This window comes from Desulfosarcina sp., assembly GCF_046496365.1.
GTDB lineage: Bacteria > Desulfobacterota > Desulfobacteria > Desulfobacterales > Desulfosarcinaceae > Desulfosarcina.
This window is the reverse complement of sequence record NZ_JAWOHB010000132.1, coordinates 1-18139: the sequence shown is the minus strand read 5'-3', so window position 1 is coordinate 18139 and position 18139 is coordinate 1. Positions and strand designations below refer to the sequence as shown.

General features: G+C 52.2%; 18 protein-coding genes and 1 pseudogene. 11 read left to right on the top strand and 8 right to left on the bottom strand.

All coding sequences use genetic code 11. The annotated features are described in order from the left end of the window. Positions 1-35: 35 nt before the first annotated feature. The 9 genes and pseudogenes from R6V78_RS12045 to R6V78_RS12005 all read left to right on the top strand — a co-directional run bounded on the left by R6V78_RS12045 (position 36) and on the right by R6V78_RS12005 (position 10064). Entirely contained in the window at positions 36-1361 is a 1326-nt protein-coding gene (locus R6V78_RS12045) for a TRAP transporter large permease (RefSeq protein ID WP_410289605.1), read from the top strand. A 227-nt stretch (positions 1362-1588) separates the two neighbouring features. Beyond that, positions 1589-2818, top strand: a complete 1230-nt coding sequence (dpaL, locus tag R6V78_RS12040; RefSeq protein WP_410289604.1) for a diaminopropionate ammonia-lyase — start codon at positions 1589-1591, stop codon at positions 2816-2818. A 73-nt stretch (positions 2819-2891) separates the two neighbouring features. Then, positions 2892-4103: a YgeY family selenium metabolism-linked hydrolase gene (locus R6V78_RS12035; protein ID WP_410289603.1), complete on the top strand. Its 1212-nt coding sequence runs from the start codon at positions 2892-2894 to the stop codon at positions 4101-4103. Positions 4104-4109: 6 nt separating this feature from the next. Beyond that, complete coding sequence (arcC, locus tag R6V78_RS12030; protein ID WP_410289602.1) at positions 4110-5060, top strand: carbamate kinase; 951 nt, start codon at positions 4110-4112, stop codon at positions 5058-5060. 180 nt (positions 5061-5240) lie between these two features. Beyond that, entirely contained in the window at positions 5241-6437 is a 1197-nt protein-coding gene (ygeW, locus tag R6V78_RS12025) for a knotted carbamoyltransferase YgeW (RefSeq protein WP_410289601.1), read from the top strand. 228 nt (positions 6438-6665) lie between these two features. Further along, positions 6666-6818 (top strand): annotated as a pseudogene (locus tag R6V78_RS12020) (chromate resistance protein ChrB domain-containing protein); the annotation flags it as partial. Between the two features lie 102 nt (positions 6819-6920). Continuing rightward, positions 6921-8201, top strand: a complete 1281-nt coding sequence (locus tag R6V78_RS12015) for an MFS transporter (protein ID WP_410289600.1) — start codon at positions 6921-6923, stop codon at positions 8199-8201. A gap of 147 nt (positions 8202-8348) precedes the next feature. Further along, positions 8349-9662 (top strand): chromate efflux transporter, encoded by a 1314-nt coding sequence (chrA, locus tag R6V78_RS12010; RefSeq protein WP_410289599.1) that lies wholly within the window; start codon positions 8349-8351, stop codon positions 9660-9662. 21 nt (positions 9663-9683) lie between these two features. Further along, positions 9684-10064 (top strand): rhodanese-like domain-containing protein, encoded by a 381-nt coding sequence (locus R6V78_RS12005; protein WP_410289598.1) that lies wholly within the window; start codon positions 9684-9686, stop codon positions 10062-10064. A 94-nt stretch (positions 10065-10158) separates the two neighbouring features. Here R6V78_RS12005 and R6V78_RS12000 read toward each other — a convergent pair whose 3' ends face one another. Further along, on the bottom strand, positions 10159-11202 hold the full coding sequence (locus R6V78_RS12000) for a sulfite oxidase (RefSeq protein ID WP_410289597.1): 1044 nt from the start codon (positions 11200-11202) through the stop codon (positions 10159-10161). A 442-nt stretch (positions 11203-11644) separates the two neighbouring features. On the opposite strand from R6V78_RS12000, the gene R6V78_RS11995 reads away from it, so the two are divergent. Next, positions 11645-11989: a hypothetical protein gene (locus R6V78_RS11995; RefSeq protein ID WP_410289596.1), complete on the top strand. Its 345-nt coding sequence runs from the start codon at positions 11645-11647 to the stop codon at positions 11987-11989. A 158-nt stretch (positions 11990-12147) separates the two neighbouring features. Further along, positions 12148-12384, top strand: coding sequence for a zf-TFIIB domain-containing protein (locus R6V78_RS11990; RefSeq protein WP_410289595.1), 237 nt, complete (start codon positions 12148-12150; stop codon positions 12382-12384). 352 nt (positions 12385-12736) lie between these two features. Here the strand turns inward: R6V78_RS11990 and R6V78_RS11985 are convergent, their stop codons facing one another. The 7 genes from R6V78_RS11985 to R6V78_RS11955 all read right to left on the bottom strand — a co-directional run. Further along, entirely contained in the window at positions 12737-13273 is a 537-nt protein-coding gene (locus tag R6V78_RS11985; RefSeq protein ID WP_410289594.1) for a carboxymuconolactone decarboxylase family protein, read from the bottom strand. A 39-nt stretch (positions 13274-13312) separates the two neighbouring features. Next, positions 13313-13567: a DUF3179 domain-containing (seleno)protein gene (locus R6V78_RS11980; RefSeq protein ID WP_410289593.1), complete on the bottom strand. Its 255-nt coding sequence runs from the start codon at positions 13565-13567 to the stop codon at positions 13313-13315. Between the two features lie 3 nt (positions 13568-13570). After that, positions 13571-13957, bottom strand: coding sequence for a hypothetical protein (locus R6V78_RS11975; RefSeq protein WP_410289592.1), 387 nt, complete (start codon positions 13955-13957; stop codon positions 13571-13573). A gap of 131 nt (positions 13958-14088) precedes the next feature. Then, positions 14089-15078, bottom strand: a complete 990-nt coding sequence (gene arsS / locus R6V78_RS11970; RefSeq protein ID WP_410289591.1) for an arsenosugar biosynthesis radical SAM (seleno)protein ArsS — start codon at positions 15076-15078, stop codon at positions 14089-14091. 1 nt (position 15079) lies between these two features. Continuing rightward, positions 15080-15415: an arsenosugar biosynthesis-associated peroxidase-like protein gene (locus R6V78_RS11965; RefSeq protein ID WP_410289590.1), complete on the bottom strand. Its 336-nt coding sequence runs from the start codon at positions 15413-15415 to the stop codon at positions 15080-15082. Positions 15416-15458: 43 nt separating this feature from the next. Continuing rightward, on the bottom strand, positions 15459-16991 hold the full coding sequence (locus R6V78_RS11960; RefSeq protein WP_410289589.1) for a mercuric reductase: 1533 nt from the start codon (positions 16989-16991) through the stop codon (positions 15459-15461). A 54-nt stretch (positions 16992-17045) separates the two neighbouring features. Further along, positions 17046-18139 (bottom strand): DUF547 domain-containing protein (locus tag R6V78_RS11955; protein WP_410289588.1); only part of this gene is annotated, 1094 nt, incomplete at its 5' end.

Here is an 18139-nt window from a genome sequence, read left to right as displayed (position 1 = left end):
GGGTGTGCAATTTCGGTAACATGAGGTGATGTCCGATGTTAACGTTTATCAGTCTGGTTTTTTTTGGCCTGCTTTTGCTGGGAACGCCTATCGGGTTTGCCCTTGGAATTACAGCGGTCCTGTCATTGGCCAAGCTGGGAGGAATTTCACAACTTCCCGTCCTGCTTAATCCCGGTTCGGATGTCTTCATCTTTAAAATGGTTTGTCAGCGGTTTTATGCGGGGCTTGACATGTTTACCTTGATGGCCATGCCATTTTTTATTTTCGCCGGCGCTATCATGAATAAAACCGGCATCACCCATCGGCTGGTGAAGTTTTCGAATGTTCTGGTCGGCCATTTGCGGGGTGGGTTGGCTCATGCCAACATTATGGCCAGCATCTTTTTTTCCGGTATGACCGGTGCGGCTGTTTCGGATACGGCGGCCATCGGAACCATGCTGATTCCGGCAATGGTCGACGAAGGCTATGACAAAGATTACAGTGCGGCGGTTACAGCAGCTTCCTCGATTATTGGGCCAACCATTCCTCCCAGCAATATGATGGTTATTTACGGGTCGCTGATGAGCGTATCCATTGCAGGTTTGTTTGCGGCAGGCTTCCTGCCCGGCCTCCTCATCGCTGCCTTTCTCATGATCATGGCCGGATATATCGCCAAGAAGCGTAATTATCCCAAAAACCCACGCAGCAACCTGAAAGAAGTTTTGAATGCAACCAAAGATGCCATCATTCCCTTGTTGATGCCGATCATTATTTTAGGGGGGATCCTGACCGGAATCTTTACCCCCACTGAAGCGGCCGCTGTGGCTGTAGGGTATGCGTTCGTCATCGGATTCTTTGTCCTGCGAACGCTTAAACTCAATGATATTCCCGAACTTCTCTATCAGACAGGCAAGACAACTGGCGTGGTGTTCCTGATCATCGGATCAGCCTCGATTCTCGGATGGGTGTTGACCATGGAACGCGTTCCCGAAGCGGTTGCTGCCGGTTTATTGAGCATCAGCAATAACCCTCACGTCGTCTTGCTGCTAATTCTCGTCCTTATGTTGATTGTTGGGATGTTCATGGATATTGCGGCTGCGCTGATTATTCTGGGGCCGATTCTCCATCCCATCGCGGTCAATAATCTGGGAATCCACCCGATCCACTTTGGCATTATTATGGTGCTTTCGCTCAATTTGGCCTTGATGACTCCTCCGGTCGGGGCGTGTCTGTTCGTTGCCTGCGGCATCAGCAAGCTTTCCCTTGAACAATTGACCAGGGCTATTTGGCCGTTTATCGTAGTCGTGATGATCGCTTTGTTCATCATCGCCTATTGGAGCGGCCTGGTATTACTCATTCCGCGCATGTTGGGACTGGCCTGATTCTTTTTTTTCCTGGATGGTATGGCTGCATCTGCATAAACGTCGATGTCATTGACTTTGCTTTCCTTTCCAAACCTTTTTCTGAATTCAATCCATTGAATCCGGCAGTCGACGGTAATGCATCCGATCATCCCAAAGCGCATTACGGCAAAAACCTTGCTGAAACGATGGAATCGGTTATCGACTGCGTGCTTGAAGTTCGTGAAAATTAACCGTGAGGTGTCTCCATGTTAATACAAATTCCCGAATATCGATTTCAATCCTTCATCCAAGAGCCTAAGTCAGGCGTCGTTCCCAAAAATTTCTCGGAAGAAATCGCCGGCATGGTGCACCGTTTTCACCAGCAACTTCCCAATTACATGCCGACACAATTAGTATCACTCAACGGGCTGGCACAGAGATGGGGCGTCGGTGACATTTTCGTCAAGGATGAATCCACCCGGTTCGATCTCAAGGCCTTTAAGGTGCTGGGAGGCAGTTATGCTGTGGCACGCCTGATTTGCCAGAAGCTGAATATGCGCCTGGAGGAAACCGACTACCCGTACTTGGTCAGCGACGAGGTCCGTAGCCGCATCGGCCGCATGATCTTGACCACTGCCACGGACGGCAACCACGGCCGCGGTATCGCCTGGGCCGCGCAGCAGTTCGGCCAGGAGGCCGTGATCTACATGCCCAAAGGCACTGTCCCGTCCCGCGTAGAAACCATTCGCGCCCACGGCGCCTCGGTGGAAGTGACCAACCTTAACTATGACGATGCCGTGCGCCTGGCCAATAGCCAGGCTGAAAAAAACGGCTGGCAGATGATACAGGATACCTCCTGGGAAGGATATGAAGAGATCCCGCTTTGGATCATGCAGGGCTATATGACCATGTGCAAGGAGGCCGTGGATCAGATGGCCGAGCAAAACACAGCGCCCACGCACGTATTTATTCAGGCCGGGGTCGGGGCGATGTCAGGAGCCGTCGTCGGCTACATGGTCAACAAGTTTCGTGCCCGGCCGCCGCGGTTCATCATCATGGAGCCTAACAACGCGGCCTGTATTTTCGCCTCTGCCACCGCCGGTGACGGTCAACCGCATGCCGTGACCGGCGATCTTAATACGATCATGGCCGGGTTAGCCTGCGGTGAGCCCAACCTGATCGGCTGGCCTATTCTTAGAGATTTTCCAAGCGGTTACGTCTGCTGTGACAATTACGTGGCGGCCAATGGCATACGCATCTTGGCCAATCCCGTCGGTGGAGACAGTTCCGTAGAGGCCGGAGAATCCGGTTCGGTGGGCATCGGCTTGCTGGATCTTTTGGCCAACCACAGCGCTTTTAAGGAAATCAAAGAGGCTCTGGACATCGGCCCAGATTCCAAGTTGCTGTTTTTCAACACCGAAGGAGCGACTGATCCCGTCAACTATCGAGAAATTCTATGGTACGGTAAATGCCCGGCTTTGTTGTCACCGCAATAATTCGATCTTTAGCTGGATCCACACAAATTCCAAAACGGTCCTAATAAATTAAATTTAACAGAAGGATACAAAAATGACGCAATTGGATTATAAAAAAATCACTGCCTTGGCCGAGAAATACAAACCCCAGATGACCGCCTTTTTAAGGGACATGATCCGCATCCCCAGCGAAAGCTGCCAAGAGAAGGAGGTCGTACTGCGAATCAAGGAAGAGATGGAAACGGTGGGCTTCGACAGGGTCGAAATTGATCCCATGGGCAATGTATTAGGATATATCGGCAGCGGGAAAACCGTTATCGCCATGGATGCCCACATCGACACCGTGGGCGTGGGCAACCGGGACAACTGGGAATTCGATCCCTACGAGGGCTACGAAGACGAGGAGACCATCGGCGGGCGCGGCGCCAGCGACCAGGAAGGTGGCATGGCCTCCATGGTATACGCCGGCAAGATCATCAAAGACTTGGGGCTTGAAAACGGCTACACGCTGGTCGTGGTGGGAACCGTGCAGGAAGAGGATTGTGACGGTTTGTGCTGGCAGTATATCATCAAGGAATCGGGGCTGAAACCGGACTTCGTGGTTTCCACAGAACCCACCGACGGTGGCATTTACCGCGGTCAACGTGGGCGCATGGAAATTAAAGTCGAAGTCAAGGGCATCAGCGCTCACGGCTCCGCTCCCGAGCGAGGGGACAACGCCATTTTCAAAATGGGAAAGATTCTGGGTGAGCTCGAGCAACTTCACACGCGATTGACAACCGATGCCTTCCTGGGCAAAGGTTCATTGACGGTTTCCGAAATTTTCTACACCTCGCCATCCAGATGTGCCGTTGCCGACGGATGCACGATTTCCATCGATCGTCGTCTCACGGTCGGGGAAGACAAGGAGTTGGCCCTGCAGCAGATTCGAGACCTTCCTGCGGCCATTGACGCCAACGCTGAGGTGTCTATGTACACTTATGACAAACCCTCTTACACCGGGCTGGTCTATCCCACGGACTGCTACTTTCCCTCCTGGGTTCTGCCGGAAAACCACCCGGTGACCCAGGCGTCCGCGGAAACCTATCGCCGTCTTTTCGATCAACCGCCCCACGTCGACAAATGGACCTTTTCCACGAACGGTGTCTCCATCATGGGGCTGCTGGGCATCCCCTGCATCGGTTTCGGACCAGGTAAAGAGGCGCAGGCCCATGCACCAAACGAGAAAACTTGGAAAGCCGACCTGGTGCGTTGTGCGTCTTTCTATGCCGCTCTGCCAGCAATTTATCTCGAAAAAATGGAGTAACGGGTCATGAAAGCGAAACTGGCTTTTGTCGCTATCGGCGGCAACTCGCTGATTAAAAGCAAAGACTTGCAGAGAGTCGAAGATCAGCACGACGCGATCCGGGAGACCGTTAAGCATGTGGCTGATCTCATCGGCCAGGGTTGGCAAGTCCTGATCTCTCATGGAAACGGCCCACAGGTGGGGTTCATCATGAGGCGGTCCGAAGTTGCCCGCCGAGAAACCGGTCTTCACCTGGTTCCCCTGGTCAATGTCGTTGCCGACACACAGGGCTCCATCGGATACCAGATCCAGCAGGCCCTGAACAATGAGTTGGCCGCCCGGGGCCTTGCGGGTCAGTGTGTGACCGTGGTGACCCAGGTGGTGGTGGACAAAGATGATCCTGCGTTCGGTTCACCGGCCAAACCTGTAGGAGAATTTTTCGATGAATCCCAGATTGAGGCCATCCGCCGTGAGTACCCGGACTGGTCTCTGGTCCAGGATGCCGGCCGGGGTTACCGCCGCGTGGTACCGTCACCGGCTCCCCATGAAATCGTCGAACGGCCGGTGATCGAATCGCTGCTGGATGCGGGCTACCACGTGGTGGCCGCCGGTGGCGGCGGCATACCGGTGGTGCGCAGCGGCAAGGATTTGGACGGTGTGGATGCGGTGATCGACAAGGACCTGGCCTCGAGCTTACTGGCCGGACAGTTGAACGCCGATCTGTTGATAATTTCAACGGCCGTGAAGGAGGTCGCCTTGAATTTTGGCAAGCCGGACCAGCAGGCCTTGAACACCATGACCATGAGCCAGGCGGAGGCCTATATCGAAGCGGGGCACTTTGCTCCGGGCAGTATGCTACCCAAGATTCAGGCCGCATTGAAATTTCTCAAATCAGGCGGCAAAGAAGTGATTATCACGGCGCCCGAATTTATTAAAGAAGCTGTACTAAGCGGCAGCGGCACACATATCATTCCGTAGCGGCTGCATCCTCGTACATTCGATTCACGACTCTCTCTTCTTGTTTTGCGATGTCGCCCATAGCGGCCAGCAACGTGCAAATCTAAAAAGGGACACCAGCGTTAAAATGATGGGTTTCGTTTTGTTCAGACCCACCTACGGATCAATATTTTTAATGTATAAGCAAAAGGAGGAAATTAGATGGACACCTTAAAAATTAAGAACCTCATACGCGAACTATCCCAACTGGATTACCAGGCCATGTATCTGAACGACTTTCTGCTTACCTGGGAGAAGAGCGATCAGGAAATCCAGGCTACATTTCTCGTGGCCGATATTCTGCGGGGCCTTCGAGCGCAGAACGTCTCCTGCCGGCTGTTTGACAGCGGTTTAGGAATTTCCTTGTTTCGTGACCAGTCCACACGCACACGCTTCAGTTTTTCCAGTGCATGCAATCTGCTGGGACTTGAGGTTCAGGACCTGGATGAAGGCAAATCCCAGGTAGCCCACGGTGAGACCGTGCGCGAGACGGCCAATATGGTATCATTTATGGCCGATGTCATCGGTATTCGGGATGATATGTACATCGGCAAAGGCAACACCTACATGCGTGAAGTTTCCGAAGCGGTGCAACAGGGATACCTGGAAGGGGTTCTTGAACAGCGCCCCTCCCTGGTCAACCTGCAGTGCGACATCGACCACCCAACCCAGTCCATGGCCGATATGCTGCATCTGATTCATCACTTCGGCGGTGCGGACAATCTCAAGGGCAAAAAACTGGCCATGAGCTGGGCCTACAGTCCTTCTTATGGCAAGCCCCTTTCCGTTCCCCAAGGTGTGATTGGACTCATGACCCGTTTCGGCATGGAAGTCACTCTGGCAAGCCCGGAAGGTTACGAAGTGATGCCAGAAGTCGAAGCGGTCGCCGAGGTAAATGCAGCCAAAGGCGGAGGAAAGTTTTCAAAGACCAATTCCATGGCCGAAGCGTTCACCGACGCGCATGTTGTCTACCCCAAAAGCTGGGCACCCTTTTCCGCCATGGAAAAGCGCACCAACCTTTATGGCGAGGGTGACTTTGACGGCATCAAAACCCTGGAAAAAGAGCTGCTGGGACAAAATGCCAATTTCAAGGATTGGGAGTGCACCGAATCCTTGATGGCCAAGACCCACCAGGGTAGCGCCCTGTACATGCACTGCCTGCCCGCCGACATTACCGGTGTGAGTTGTAAGGAAGGCGAGGTCGCGGCCAGCGTGTTCGACCGCTATCGCAAGCCCATGTATATGGAAGCGAGTTACAAACCATATATCATCGCGGCCATGATTCTGTTGAGCAAAGCCAAATTCCCCGCAGATACCCTAAACGCCATGCTGACGGCTGGCAATACACGGATTCGATAATATCGATCAACACCTGCGGTCGGCCGCTATGGCGCCGACCGCAGGATCGATCCGATCATCGGAGAACTGATCAACGCCAGCAGAAAGGCCATCAAAGCGGCCCTCTAGACCCAGGATCAAGGCTTGCGAATCCCGAGGAATGCGGCGTACTTAACGTACGCCGCAGTGACGAGGGATGAAGCGTAACGCAGATATTGGACTTTTTACGGCACCGTCAAGCTTGATAGCCTGAAAGGAAAAATCTGGGTTACACGCAAAAACCTTTTTGTGGACCGCATCGCCTGCGGTTGGCTGATCCGACGCTACGTGGATAAGGCAGCTGTTTTTAAATCCGTTAAAGCCAACACAGATACGCCTAATTCAGGAGATTTGAGGTTCGATATGTTCCAGGGAGAAAACATCGAGAGGCAGTTCGAGGTCTACGACGCACTTTATGCCTGGTGCCAACTCGCTTCGGCCAGGGACGAATAAAGGAAACCCACCATGGCACTCCGTGAACGCATAACGGGCAGCACCGCCAGGATCTCCGGTTTTCTCGCCCTGCAGCGCAGCACCGTCGGCGTTCTGGCGATGGTGGTATTGGTGGGCATGGGCGAGCGCATGGCCGAGCGTTTTCTGCCAATTTATATGCTGGCCCTGGGAAGTGGTGTGCTGGCCATCGGTCTTCTTCAGGCCATGGACAACCTGCTTTCGGCCCTCTACTCCTTTCCCGGAGGTTACCTGTCCGATCGTCTGGGCACGAAGAAGTCGTTGTTGATCTTCAACCTGGTGGCCATGGTCGGGTTTTCCCTGGTGATCCTGGTCCCGGCCTGGCAGGCGGTGCTGGTCGGATCAGTGCTTTTTATTTCTTGGTCGGCCATATCGCTGCCGGCCACCATGAGTCTGATGTACAAAGTCCTGCCCACCAATAAGCGCACCATGGGCGTAACCATGCATTCGCTGGTACGCCGCATCCCCATGGCGCTTGGCCCCCTGCTCGGCGGGCTGTTTATCGGCATATGGGGCGAGCGTGACGGTGTCCGGTTCGCCTTCGGCGTGGCCCTGATCATGTCTATCGTGGCGCTGCTCCTGCAGCAGCGAATGATCGAAGACGATACACCGGATGCGCGGTCTTCAGGCGATGCCTGCAGCCTGACGCCGGAGAAGAATCCGTTGAAACTGTTTCGGCTGATGAATCCGGCCATGAAGGGCTTGCTGGTCACCGATATTCTCATCCGGTTCTGCGAACAGATCCCCTATGCTTTCGTGGTCGTCTGGAGCATGAAGGTGATCGCGGCTCCGGTATCGGCCCTGCAGTTCGGTTGGCTGACCACAATCGAAATGGCTACGGCAGTGCTGGTATACATCCCGGTGGCCTACTTGGCCGACCGCAGTACCAAGAAACCCTTTGTGCTCGCCACCTTTGTTTTTTTTACCCTGTTTCCCCTGGTGTTGCTTTTCAGTCGCTCTTTCGAATGGCTGCTCGTGGCGTTTATCCTGCGGGGGCTCAAGGAGTTCGGTGAGCCCACACGCAAGTCCCTGATCATGGACCTTTCCCCGGAGGGCTGCAAGGCCGGGATGTTTGGGCTCTATTATCTGATCCGGGATGTTTTCGTCGCCTTCGCTGCTTTGGGCGGAGCGTTTTTATGGCAAATCAGCCCGCAGACGAACCTGCTAACGGCATTCGTTTTCGGGATTATCGGCACCGTTGGGTTTGCGATTTTCGGCCGAGATATTCAGGGGCCCGCATACGAGAAGAAGGTCTACCATGACCCATCACAATGAAAACAATCCACATCACTCGGAGAATCGGAAAAGGATTTTCGTGAAACATGCCCAGGTGCTTGCGGACGATGAGCGCCGGTCCTTGTCGGAAAAAGGAAAAGCATAAACGCACAGATATTCAATATCGGTCGATACCAAGGAGGATGCATGGCGACGCCACCCAAGCCAATTCCCTCACCGACGGTTTCATTCAAAGAAGCCCTTAAGTTCTGGACAAAGTTGGGATTTATCAGTTTCGGCGGTCCGGCCGGTCAGATCGCCATCATGCATCAAGAAGTGGTGGAACGCCGCCAATGGATCGGTGAAAACCCGTTTCTGCGGGCACTCAATTTCTGCATGCTGCTGCCCGGACCCGAGGCCCAGCAACTGGCTATCTACATCGGTTGGCGGCTGCATGGCACATGGGGAGGGATCGCCGCCGGTTCCCTGTTCGTGATTCCCTCCATCTTCGTGATGCTGCTGCTCAGCTACCTGGCCGTGGCGCACATCGACATCCCGGCGGTGGCCGCCGCCTTCTACGGCATCCAGCCGGTGGTGGTGGCCGTTGTCATCGAAGCGGTGCTGCGCATCGGCAAAAAGGCGTTGAAGCATTATGTGCTCTACGTATTTGCCGCCTTGGCCTTCATCTCCATTTTTTTCCTAAACATCCCATTCCCCTATATCGTGGCCGCAGCCGCACTCGGCGGTTTGCTCCTGCAGCGACGGTTGCCACAGATTTTTTGCAAGGGCAGCTTCGACGAGCAAACCCATGAATGCCGCATCGAGGGTGAACCCGACAGCGGTAAGCGGCGTCGGCCGTCGCTCATCCATGTCATCCGGGTCTTTCTGGTCTGCTTCGTCTTGTGGGCGGTGCCGGTCGGCGGCATCTGGGCTTGGCGCGGGCAGGACGACACACTGACACAACTTGGCCTGTTTTTTACAAAGGCCGCCTTCGTCACCTTCGGCGGTGCTTACGCCGTGCTGAGCTATATCACCGGCGTTGCCGTGTCCAGTGGATGGCTCTCCACCCAGCAGATGCTGATCGGCCTCGGTCTGGCTGAATCCACCCCCGGACCGCTGATCATGGTGACCCAGTACGCGGGGTTCCTGGCGGCCTGGAACCTCCCCGGAGGACTCCATCCTTTAACAGCGGGAATCCTCGGTGCCCTGATCACCACCTATGTGACCTTTCTGCCCTGCTTTTTCTTCATCCTCTCCGGTGCGCCGTTCATCGAGGCCATGGCCGGCAACCAGCGCCTCCAGGCCGCCCTCACCGGCGTCACCGCTGCCGTGGTGGGTGTGGTGCTCAACCTGGCGGTCTGGTTCGGGCATAAGGTGATAATACCCAACGGCGGTATCGATCTTTTTGCACTGGCATCCGCTGGGATCTCGCTATTGCTGCTGCAGAAATTTCATATTCCCGTCCACTATCTGGTACCTGTGGGCGCTGCGGCAGGCGTGATTTGGAGATTGACCCTTTAATAAAAGAACAGGGGACCTATCGTGACACATTCAATCGGAATCAACGAATTGAACCAACGCCTGTCTGGCCCCGATCCGATGATCCTTCTGGACGTCCGCCGCAAAGCGGATGCCGAGGCCGACCCGCGATGCATCTCCGGTGCCGTGTACCGCGATCCGGAGAAACTCGACGCCTGGGTCAAAGAGTTGCCTGCCGAGAGCCACACGGTAATCAATTGCGTCAAGGGCGGTTCAGTCAACCAGTCCCTGACCGAAAGGCTGCGCAGAGAGAGCGTTGAGGCGGTTTTTCTGGAAGGAGGGCTCAAGGCGCGGGTGGAGGGCGGTCAACCGGTTGCAGAAGTCCGACCGTCAGCTGGGCCCTATGCGATCCAGGCCAATTCATCATTGTCAGGTCGCTCTTAGTGCAGCTTCAGGCTCCTGTCTCATCGTCGCGCGCAACTCCGAGGAAGGAAATATTCCATTGTTCATGGCAGCGGATATAATCATCAATCTCGATCTATACAACCTGAATCGTAACACCATGTTCCTGTATGCCATTATTACAATAGCCGAGAACATTCCAGGTTGCCGTATCGGGCTGCCGTTCCCCGCTTGTGCTGGCTGCCCTTGACAAGATGGTAACAGCCCCTTTCTGTTTGGTATCCCACAGATACTCCCAGTGCCGCCAGGCATACGGTGCTTCAAGTCCGATTAACTTTGCAGGATTCCATGTCTGCCCATTGTCAATGGAAACCTCCACCTGCTTTACTCCGTCTTCACCAGCATAAGCAGCACCCCGTATTGGCGTCATCCCCGCAGGAACCTGTTCATGACTCAACGGCTGGGTAATAATTGATTTGATTTTTATGTTTGTAACAACCTTTCCGGACGCGGCTTCTTCACCCTTCTGGAAAATTCGATAAACTTTATCCATGAAAAAGCCTTCCACTGGTGCACGAATTAAAGTAATCTTAGTTAACCATTTTACACAGTTGGCACCCGTCCATCCTAAAGCGAGCGCACGCAAGGGGAATCCATGTTCAAGCGGCAGCGGGTCTCCATTCATTTCATATGCAAGAAGAGTTGAATCCAGGGCTTTTTCAACCGGTATGCTTCGGATAAATTTAATTTGCGTTTTTCCTTTGGGAATATCAAATCCTTCAAAACAGACATGTTTAGCATTCGGCCTGATTCCCGCCTTATTCAATAAAGTTTTTAGCCAGATCCCACCCCATATAGCATTACCAACACCACCAATGGTCCACGGATTCCCAGAAGCTTTTTTGGGTAGAAGCGAGCGACTGTTGCCGGAACACTCCAAGGTATTCGCCATCTCTACCTTCGGCATCCCAAGGATATCGGCAAATTTTAATTCAAGTTCTTCACCTACCAAGCCATCAACAGTTAATGACCAGTTGTCCAGATCAACCGGACTCTCAGGAAACATCCCCTGATTGCGCTTGAAAAAAACTTTGTTGTCTGTAATCCAAGTGCGCAGCCTTTCGATAGGTGTTTCCGCATTAAGAGGGTTTTCCGTCATGATACGCAGCTTTTCGTCCATTACCGCTCCTCCTATTGGTTCATTATCATTTTTTAATGGATTTTGTTTGCCTCGTTATTTTTTTGCCAGTTTTGTGTTTTTCAAAATTTAGGCCGGTTGGCATATGTAGGAGCTGTACCAAGTTTCTCGTCAAACGCCACCATCCCAGTATTTTGTCTGCTTTCATCTAAATTTCAAGAGGAAACATTTGTTGTTTTTTTCACCCACTGGAAAAAGAGACTCAATTCGGAGTTCTTGGGTTGTTAAATCAAGAGGTGTTCCAAGCGTTGAGATCGTGGTGAAAAAGCTTGCCTTCATTAAATCTTTTTCCAAGGTCAAACTCATTATCGGAAGATTATTTTCAGTTTGAAAATCAATTGGATCCTCACTGGTGGGCTTCCTTACCTAAAACGATTACTATAACCAGAAATTGAATTCAAACTATTTTGAAGGGAGAAAAACGATGGGTGCATTTCAAATTCTGCTGGGCATTCTCACCACAGGTATCATCGGTTACACGGGTATTGTGATTTTCAACCATGGTTGGAATCTGCTGCCGATTTTCTTTGGCGATATGGCAGCAATGACCTGGCCCGGACAGTTTAATCTGGACTTTATGTGCTTTCTAATTCTTTCGGGCCTGTGGCTCGCTTGGCGCCACCATTTCACTCTTGGAGGGCTTGCATTGGGTGTGTTGGGATTCTTTGGTGGGATAATGGTTCTCGCCCCATATCTTCTTTTTGCAAGTTTCAAAACAAATGGAGACACAAAAATATTACTTCTGGGGAAGGTAAGGGCAGATAGCTAATACCTGATCTTATGATGATACATATGGAATGCCCACATATTGTGATTGTCACCAATCTGAAAATATGGATAGAGCAAACCACGTGATGTAGTGGGCGCTAATTTTCTTATATAACAATGTGATAGCGCTACCTGCCGACCATATAGGTCAGTCCAGTGATGGCCGACCGTCCATGCATCGAGGTCGGCTATTGTCCCGAATGCCCGGGCGTCTGGTTGGACCGCGGGGAGCTGGACAAGCTCATTGAGCGTTCGGCGGCGCAGCCGTCTCCACCCCGGGAGTGTGAAGCGTATCATGACCGTTCGCAAAGTCATGACAAGCGCGATTATCGCTACAAGAAGAAAAAATCCCTGTTGGTGGTGGCAAATTTTCGCATACGGATAGAGAGAATCTGAAGCAGCTACCTTATACCCAACTTTTAGAAAATACGAATATACTCGTTAAAGCGGTAAATGCAGCTCTAAAGGTAAGATCGAGCAACGTAAGTGAAATTCCACCAAGACGATTGAAAAGGTCATCTTTTAATAGCATTGAATGGGTTTTTGAACTTTCATAAGCAAGAAGCTTGATGGCCTCGTAAAAAGTTCCTGATGTGTCGCTCCCGTGGAGGTGGGAGGCTATAACTATTTGAAACTTATGGATCTCCGCCTCCGCGGAGATGACAATAAATCTGAGATTTCGACTTTTTACGATTCCATCAAGCTTGGCGGTACCCATTAGTCATCTGGGATTGTTGGTTTGGAATCTTTAGACGGTCGGTGCGGCCGGCAAATCAAGATCCGTATCGTTAATATGATTAAAGAAATTCGATAACGTCTTTTGAGCGATGATAACGGTAACCTCAGCTGCATGCGTATCGGTGAATCCAGCTTTCTTAAACGATTCAAGATCATCGTCGCTCACGAAACCTTTTGTTTCAAGTACCTTTAAGGTGAAGTCTGCCAGCGCTTTGTGCTTGGCATCCGAGGCGGCGCCTTTACGGATATTGAGGATCTCGTTGGTATCCATTCCTTTTGAGGACAGGCCCATGGTATGAGCGGCAATACAATAATCACAACCGTTGGCCTGGCTGACCACGATCCTTACAATATCTTGCTCAAGGGTAGAGAAGTTTCCTCCGGTGATCATTTCGTCAAGCTTCAAGTAGGCGTTCAAGGTTACTGCACTGTTGGCCATGCCTTTAAAGATGTTCGGTACCATGCCAAATTTCGATGCAATGGCGTCATAGGTGTTTTTTGTATCTTGATCCGCTTTTTCATGGGTAATTATCGGTAATCTTGCCATGATGGTGTCCTTTCTGTTGTCCTTGGTTGGTATTATGAATCATCTCATTAGCTTGGAAGTGGGGTGCGTTTTCTTCCAATTTGACCATTTTGTGTCGGAGGATTTCAATTCGGGAAGCCATCGTTTGAAATAGTGCCCCTGAATTCCCATCAGCCCACCCTTTTTGGGGTACCAGAGCGTTCCCGTCTCTTTATCAACCAGTACAAACGTTCTTTTGTAGGTCCATCCCGAAGGGGTGATCGTGATGGTGTTCCCATCTATTTCACGGTTGTACACAGCCGCCAGATCGACCAACGGTCAGTACCCGGCGACAATGGCTCGGGACCCCAGGGTCGTGTTGGCGGTTTCGTGGTGGCGCAGTTTCCCCACCGAATATGCATGGGCATCCCCATTTTCGGCAACACCGATAACGCGCATGGCGGGATTAGCTGCTCCAGTTTTGGTCGTCCAATGACGCTCATCCAGGGTTTGGAATGCATCACGACCGATTCCAAATTCAAAATTGTTGGGATCATACCCAATGGAAACAGCCTGGGTAATGTCCCATCGCTCTCCCGTCCGGTCCACGATGTAAATCTTACCCCCATCTTTTACTACCGACGAAGCTGCAGGGGATGCAATAAAAAGCACGTATATGAAAACGATCACTAAAGCCTTCAGTGTGCAATTTGGTTTATTTTTCATATCAACCTCGTTAGGTTAATCCGTTAATCGATGGATTACCTTATTTGTATAGTTGAATATCAGATCGTTCCTCGATTCTTGATGTCATCTATCTCATGCGCCTTGTGATCTTCGGATAATATCCTGACGTTTCATGGGGCTAACGCACCCTGGCAGGATGAACCGGCTCCCGCCGTACAGGAAAAACAGTGACTGCGGACAACGATTTCGCGTTTGGCCAGCCGGTCAAAATCAAACTTTTCGATGTGGTTGGGTGAACCGCTGTTGACCGGTAGATTGAGCATCTGGTTAAAATCGCAGTCATACAAGCGTCCATCCCATCCCACCGAAATTGTCGTGCGGCACATAATACTGTCCAGGTTTTGCGGATTGAAGGCGCATTGCAAGGTACGCATGTAATCCGATAGATTTTCGCTGCGCTTCAAGTAATCGCGATAACGGCCGATGGGGCTGTTGACCAGACAGAACAATGTGTTGAATTCAAGGTTGTGCTTATCACGCAGGACGCGACGGTATTCCGCCTCCAGTGCGTGTTGGGGTCCCGGCAGGAATGCGCCTACCGGATTGTGCACGAGATGCAGCGCCAGGCCGCTGCCAGGCACACCAAAGGATCTTAGGTTTAACGCTCTGATGGCCTCTATGACCAATTCGAATGTCCCCGCACCGCGCTGGCGATCGGCCTTTTGGGCATTGTAGTCGGGCAAGGAGCCGACCAGTTCGACGTTGTTGGCGGCAAAAACGTCCATGTAATGCCGGTAGGCCGGTTCAAGCATGACGACCAGGTTGCTGCGTACGATCAGACGTTTGTTTAAAGAGGCGAGTTCGCCGATCAACCACTCGAGATCCGGATGCATTTCCGGTGCGCCACCGGTAATGTCGATGGTGGTAATTTCAGGCCGACTGGCCACCTTGATACACTCGATAATCGTTTCCCGGCTCATCGCCTCTTTGCGCTGGGGACCGGCCTGGACATGGCAATGTTTACAAGTCAGGTTGCATTGCCGCGTGATGTTCATCTGGAGAATTTCGATGCCGGAAGCCTGGAGCGGAAAAACGCCACAGTCGATCAAGCGCTTGATGAATTCATCCGTGGAACTGGCTCGTGGTGCTGGCTGAATCATCTTACATCTCCTTTTTCTTGATGATCTTGCGCATCTGGGTGGCATGGGCCAAGGTGTCGCCGGCCACCATCGCCGCTCCCACATGAACCGCCTCCATCATTTCGTCGTTGCCCACACCCAGTGAGAGGCATTTGTTCGTATAGGCGTCAATGCAATAGGGGCAGTGTCTGACAGTGGCCACGGCCAGTGCGATCAGCGCTTTTTCCCTTTCGGTCAATTTTCCGGCGCTGGTGGCTGTCGTGTAGTATTCAAAAAATTTGGTGCCAGGCTCCGGGGCATACTCACCGATATTTGGAAAATCTTCCAGGTCTCGCTGTTCGTAGTAAGGTTTGCTCATTATATGATTCCTTTCTTGTCCATGAATGCATAGGTGCCGGGCATCATCTGCGCCAGGCCATCAATCGCGAAAAAATTGATTTAGCAAGGGGCGTCAACCTTGTACGATTGTATGCGTCTCCAATTTGCCGGATGGCTTCAGCCTGGGTCGGATAGGGATGAATGGTGTTGGCGATGTGCTTGAGACCCAGTTTGTGGGTCATGGCCAGGTTGATCTCCGAGATCATATCGCCGGCGTTGGACGCCACAATGGTAGCACCGACAATTTTATCCGTACCTTTACGCACATGCACCCGAACCAATCCATTGGTATGGCCTTCGAGAATCGATCGGTCAACGTCGCTCAACTCCCGCGTGAAAGTGTCGATCTCGATCCCTTTTTCCTGAGCCTGTTTCTCGTAGAGCCCGACATGGGCGATTTCAGGTTCGGTATAGGTGCACCAGGGTATGACCAAGTCGTCGGTGCTGGCCCGACCGAAAAAGAGTGCATTGCGAATGACGATGCGTGCCATGAAGTCGGCCGCATGGGTAAACTGGTAGGGCGAACAGATATCGCCGGCCGCGTAAATATCGGTGTTGGTCGTTTGCAGTCGGTTATTGACCTGGACGCCTTTTCTGGTATAGGCGACGTCTGCATCCTCCAATCCCAAATTCTCGACGTTTGGAGCGCGGCCCACTGCGACAAGCAATCGGTCGACGACTTCGTCATAATTTTTGCCATGGGATTCGACAGTAAGGCGGATTTTGTCGTTCGCATCCTTGGCCAGTTTCAATGCTTTGCCGCAGCACAGGAGTTTTACCCCATCCTTGAGCATGGATTCCAGGACGATGCCGGATGCATCGGCATCTTCCCTGGGCAGGATGCCATGGGCGGTTTCCACCAGCAGCACTTCCGATCCAAAACGTGCAAATGCCTGAGCCATTTCGCAGCCGATGGGGCCTGCACCGATGACGGCCAGTCGCTTGGGAAGTTCCGTCAGGGAAAAAATGTTTTCATTGGTCAGATAGCTCACCGTATCCAACCCATCGATGGGAGGTGCCGCCGCCCGCGCACCGGTGGCAATGACTGCTTTTTTGAAAGACAAGCGTTCTCCAGCGACTTCAACCGAGTGCGTGTCGACAAACCGGCCGTCGCCGATAAACACATCAATCCCCATGTCGCTGAAGCGCTTGACCGAATCGTGAGGGGCAATGGATGCACGCAGTCGGCGCATGCGTTCCATGGCTTGGCCAAAATCAATTTTCACACCATCAGGGATAATTACTCCAAATTCTCCGGCATCGCGAACGGCAGCGGCAGCCCGTGCTGCACGAATCAAGGCCTTGGACGGAACGCAGCCGACGTTCAAACAGTCGCCACCCATCAGGTGACGTTCAATCAGGGCGACTTTGGCTCCCAGGCCGGCCGCCCCTGCCGCACATACGAGACCAGCGGTCCCTGCGCCGATGACCACCAGGTTGTAAGTCGATGCCGGCTTGGGATTTTCCCAATTCGGGGGATGCACAAGAGCAACCAAATTTTGGTTGTGCGTATCCCACGGACTCAGAATCGCTTGGTCATTATCAGCTTTTGACATATTTCGACTCCCATGAATGAATGCGTTGGGGAAGGTCTGATTTGTTTGTGCCACCTACTCGTTTAGTGACCAGTCGTAATCCAGGTACTTGACGGAATATCCGCCTGCTTTCAAATAATTGCGGTATGATGCAGGAAGATAGCGACTGGAAAAATTCGCTACAGCACGCACGGTTCGGTCCAGGCCGGGGAATTCTGAAGCGGGTGAATATCCGGCGATAAAATCATCTCCATACCATTTAAAGAGCGATGAGAAATAGACAATCTGTCTTTCCCGGTCGATATGCAGGCCAGCCGGACTGGATAGGTAATCTCTTGATTGGTCGTCGAGCTGCTCATCCAGTTTTTCAGCGATATAGGCTTCGCTGCGCAGCTTGGGACAGCCCTTGGCGGCACAAACCAAAGCCAGGTGAATACGTGGTTCGCTATACTGTTTGCGAATGATGTCGTGTTCAAGATTGTTCAGTGTGATTGCCTCGCCGAATAGCCTGACAACCGGCTGATCCCATGGCCCCTTGAATAGACTGCCAATTTTTTTGATGCTCTTGACCGGATAGTGGTCAACAATCAGCTTCAAGGTGGCCGCGTTGTAAAGGTTGATCAGAAAGGACAACTGCTCTGATTCCTCCCAATCATTGAATTGGGATTTGCCAACACCAGCGGCGTCTTCCAGATATCGCTCGAGCGCCTCGGGATCGGATATCAGACCTTTATAGTCCACGCGGCCATCATTCACGAACCTTTTCAAGAGGGCATTATAGCCTGCATATGAGTGGTCGAATGATGCCGTATTCCCAACCCCTGTCCAAGTGATCAATACCGTGAACACTAGCAAGGCGGCCAGTATGAACCGGATGCCGCTTTCTTTGATCTTTTTCTCGAGGGTCTGCGAAGCCGTCTTGAATCTTTTTTTGTAAACCTCCAGCAGTTTTTTAACAATGATTGGGAAAAGGCCGAGTGCCGCAAATGATACAAGAACCCCCGGTGACAGAATGCCGGACAAGGAATCGATCTTGGCCAGTTCCTTGCCGGCATTGACATAAACAATGGTTCCAGCCAGCATACCGATTTGTGATACCCAGAAAAAAGTGAGCAGGCGCATGCGGGTGAGTCCCATCACCAGATTGATGACAAAAAAAGGAAAGATCG

Bases quoted from the DNA above. Each gene is read 5' to 3' on its own strand.
- R6V78_RS12045 (WP_410289605.1), top strand. From the start codon at position 36: ATGTTAACGTTTATCAGTCTGGTTTTTTTTGGCCTGCTTTTGCTGGGA.
- dpaL (WP_410289604.1), top strand. From the start codon at position 1,589: ATGTTAATACAAATTCCCGAATATCGATTTCAATCCTTCATCCAAGAG.
- R6V78_RS12035 (WP_410289603.1), top strand. From the start codon at position 2,892: ATGACGCAATTGGATTATAAAAAAATCACTGCCTTGGCCGAGAAATAC.
- arcC (WP_410289602.1), top strand. From the start codon at position 4,110: ATGAAAGCGAAACTGGCTTTTGTCGCTATCGGCGGCAACTCGCTGATT.
- ygeW (WP_410289601.1), top strand. From the start codon at position 5,241: ATGGACACCTTAAAAATTAAGAACCTCATACGCGAACTATCCCAACTG.
- R6V78_RS12015 (WP_410289600.1), top strand. From the start codon at position 6,921: ATGGCACTCCGTGAACGCATAACGGGCAGCACCGCCAGGATCTCCGGT.
- chrA (WP_410289599.1), top strand. From the start codon at position 8,349: ATGGCGACGCCACCCAAGCCAATTCCCTCACCGACGGTTTCATTCAAA.
- R6V78_RS12000 (WP_410289597.1), bottom strand. From the start codon at position 11,202: ATGGACGAAAAGCTGCGTATCATGACGGAAAACCCTCTTAATGCGGAA.
- R6V78_RS11995 (WP_410289596.1), top strand. From the start codon at position 11,645: ATGGGTGCATTTCAAATTCTGCTGGGCATTCTCACCACAGGTATCATC.
- R6V78_RS11990 (WP_410289595.1), top strand. From the start codon at position 12,148: ATGGCCGACCGTCCATGCATCGAGGTCGGCTATTGTCCCGAATGCCCG.
- R6V78_RS11985 (WP_410289594.1), bottom strand. From the start codon at position 13,273: ATGGCAAGATTACCGATAATTACCCATGAAAAAGCGGATCAAGATACA.
- R6V78_RS11975 (WP_410289592.1), bottom strand. From the start codon at position 13,957: ATGAAAAATAAACCAAATTGCACACTGAAGGCTTTAGTGATCGTTTTC.
- arsS (WP_410289591.1), bottom strand. From the start codon at position 15,078: ATGATTCAGCCAGCACCACGAGCCAGTTCCACGGATGAATTCATCAAG.
- R6V78_RS11965 (WP_410289590.1), bottom strand. From the start codon at position 15,415: ATGAGCAAACCTTACTACGAACAGCGAGACCTGGAAGATTTTCCAAAT.
- R6V78_RS11960 (WP_410289589.1), bottom strand. From the start codon at position 16,991: ATGTCAAAAGCTGATAATGACCAAGCGATTCTGAGTCCGTGGGATACG.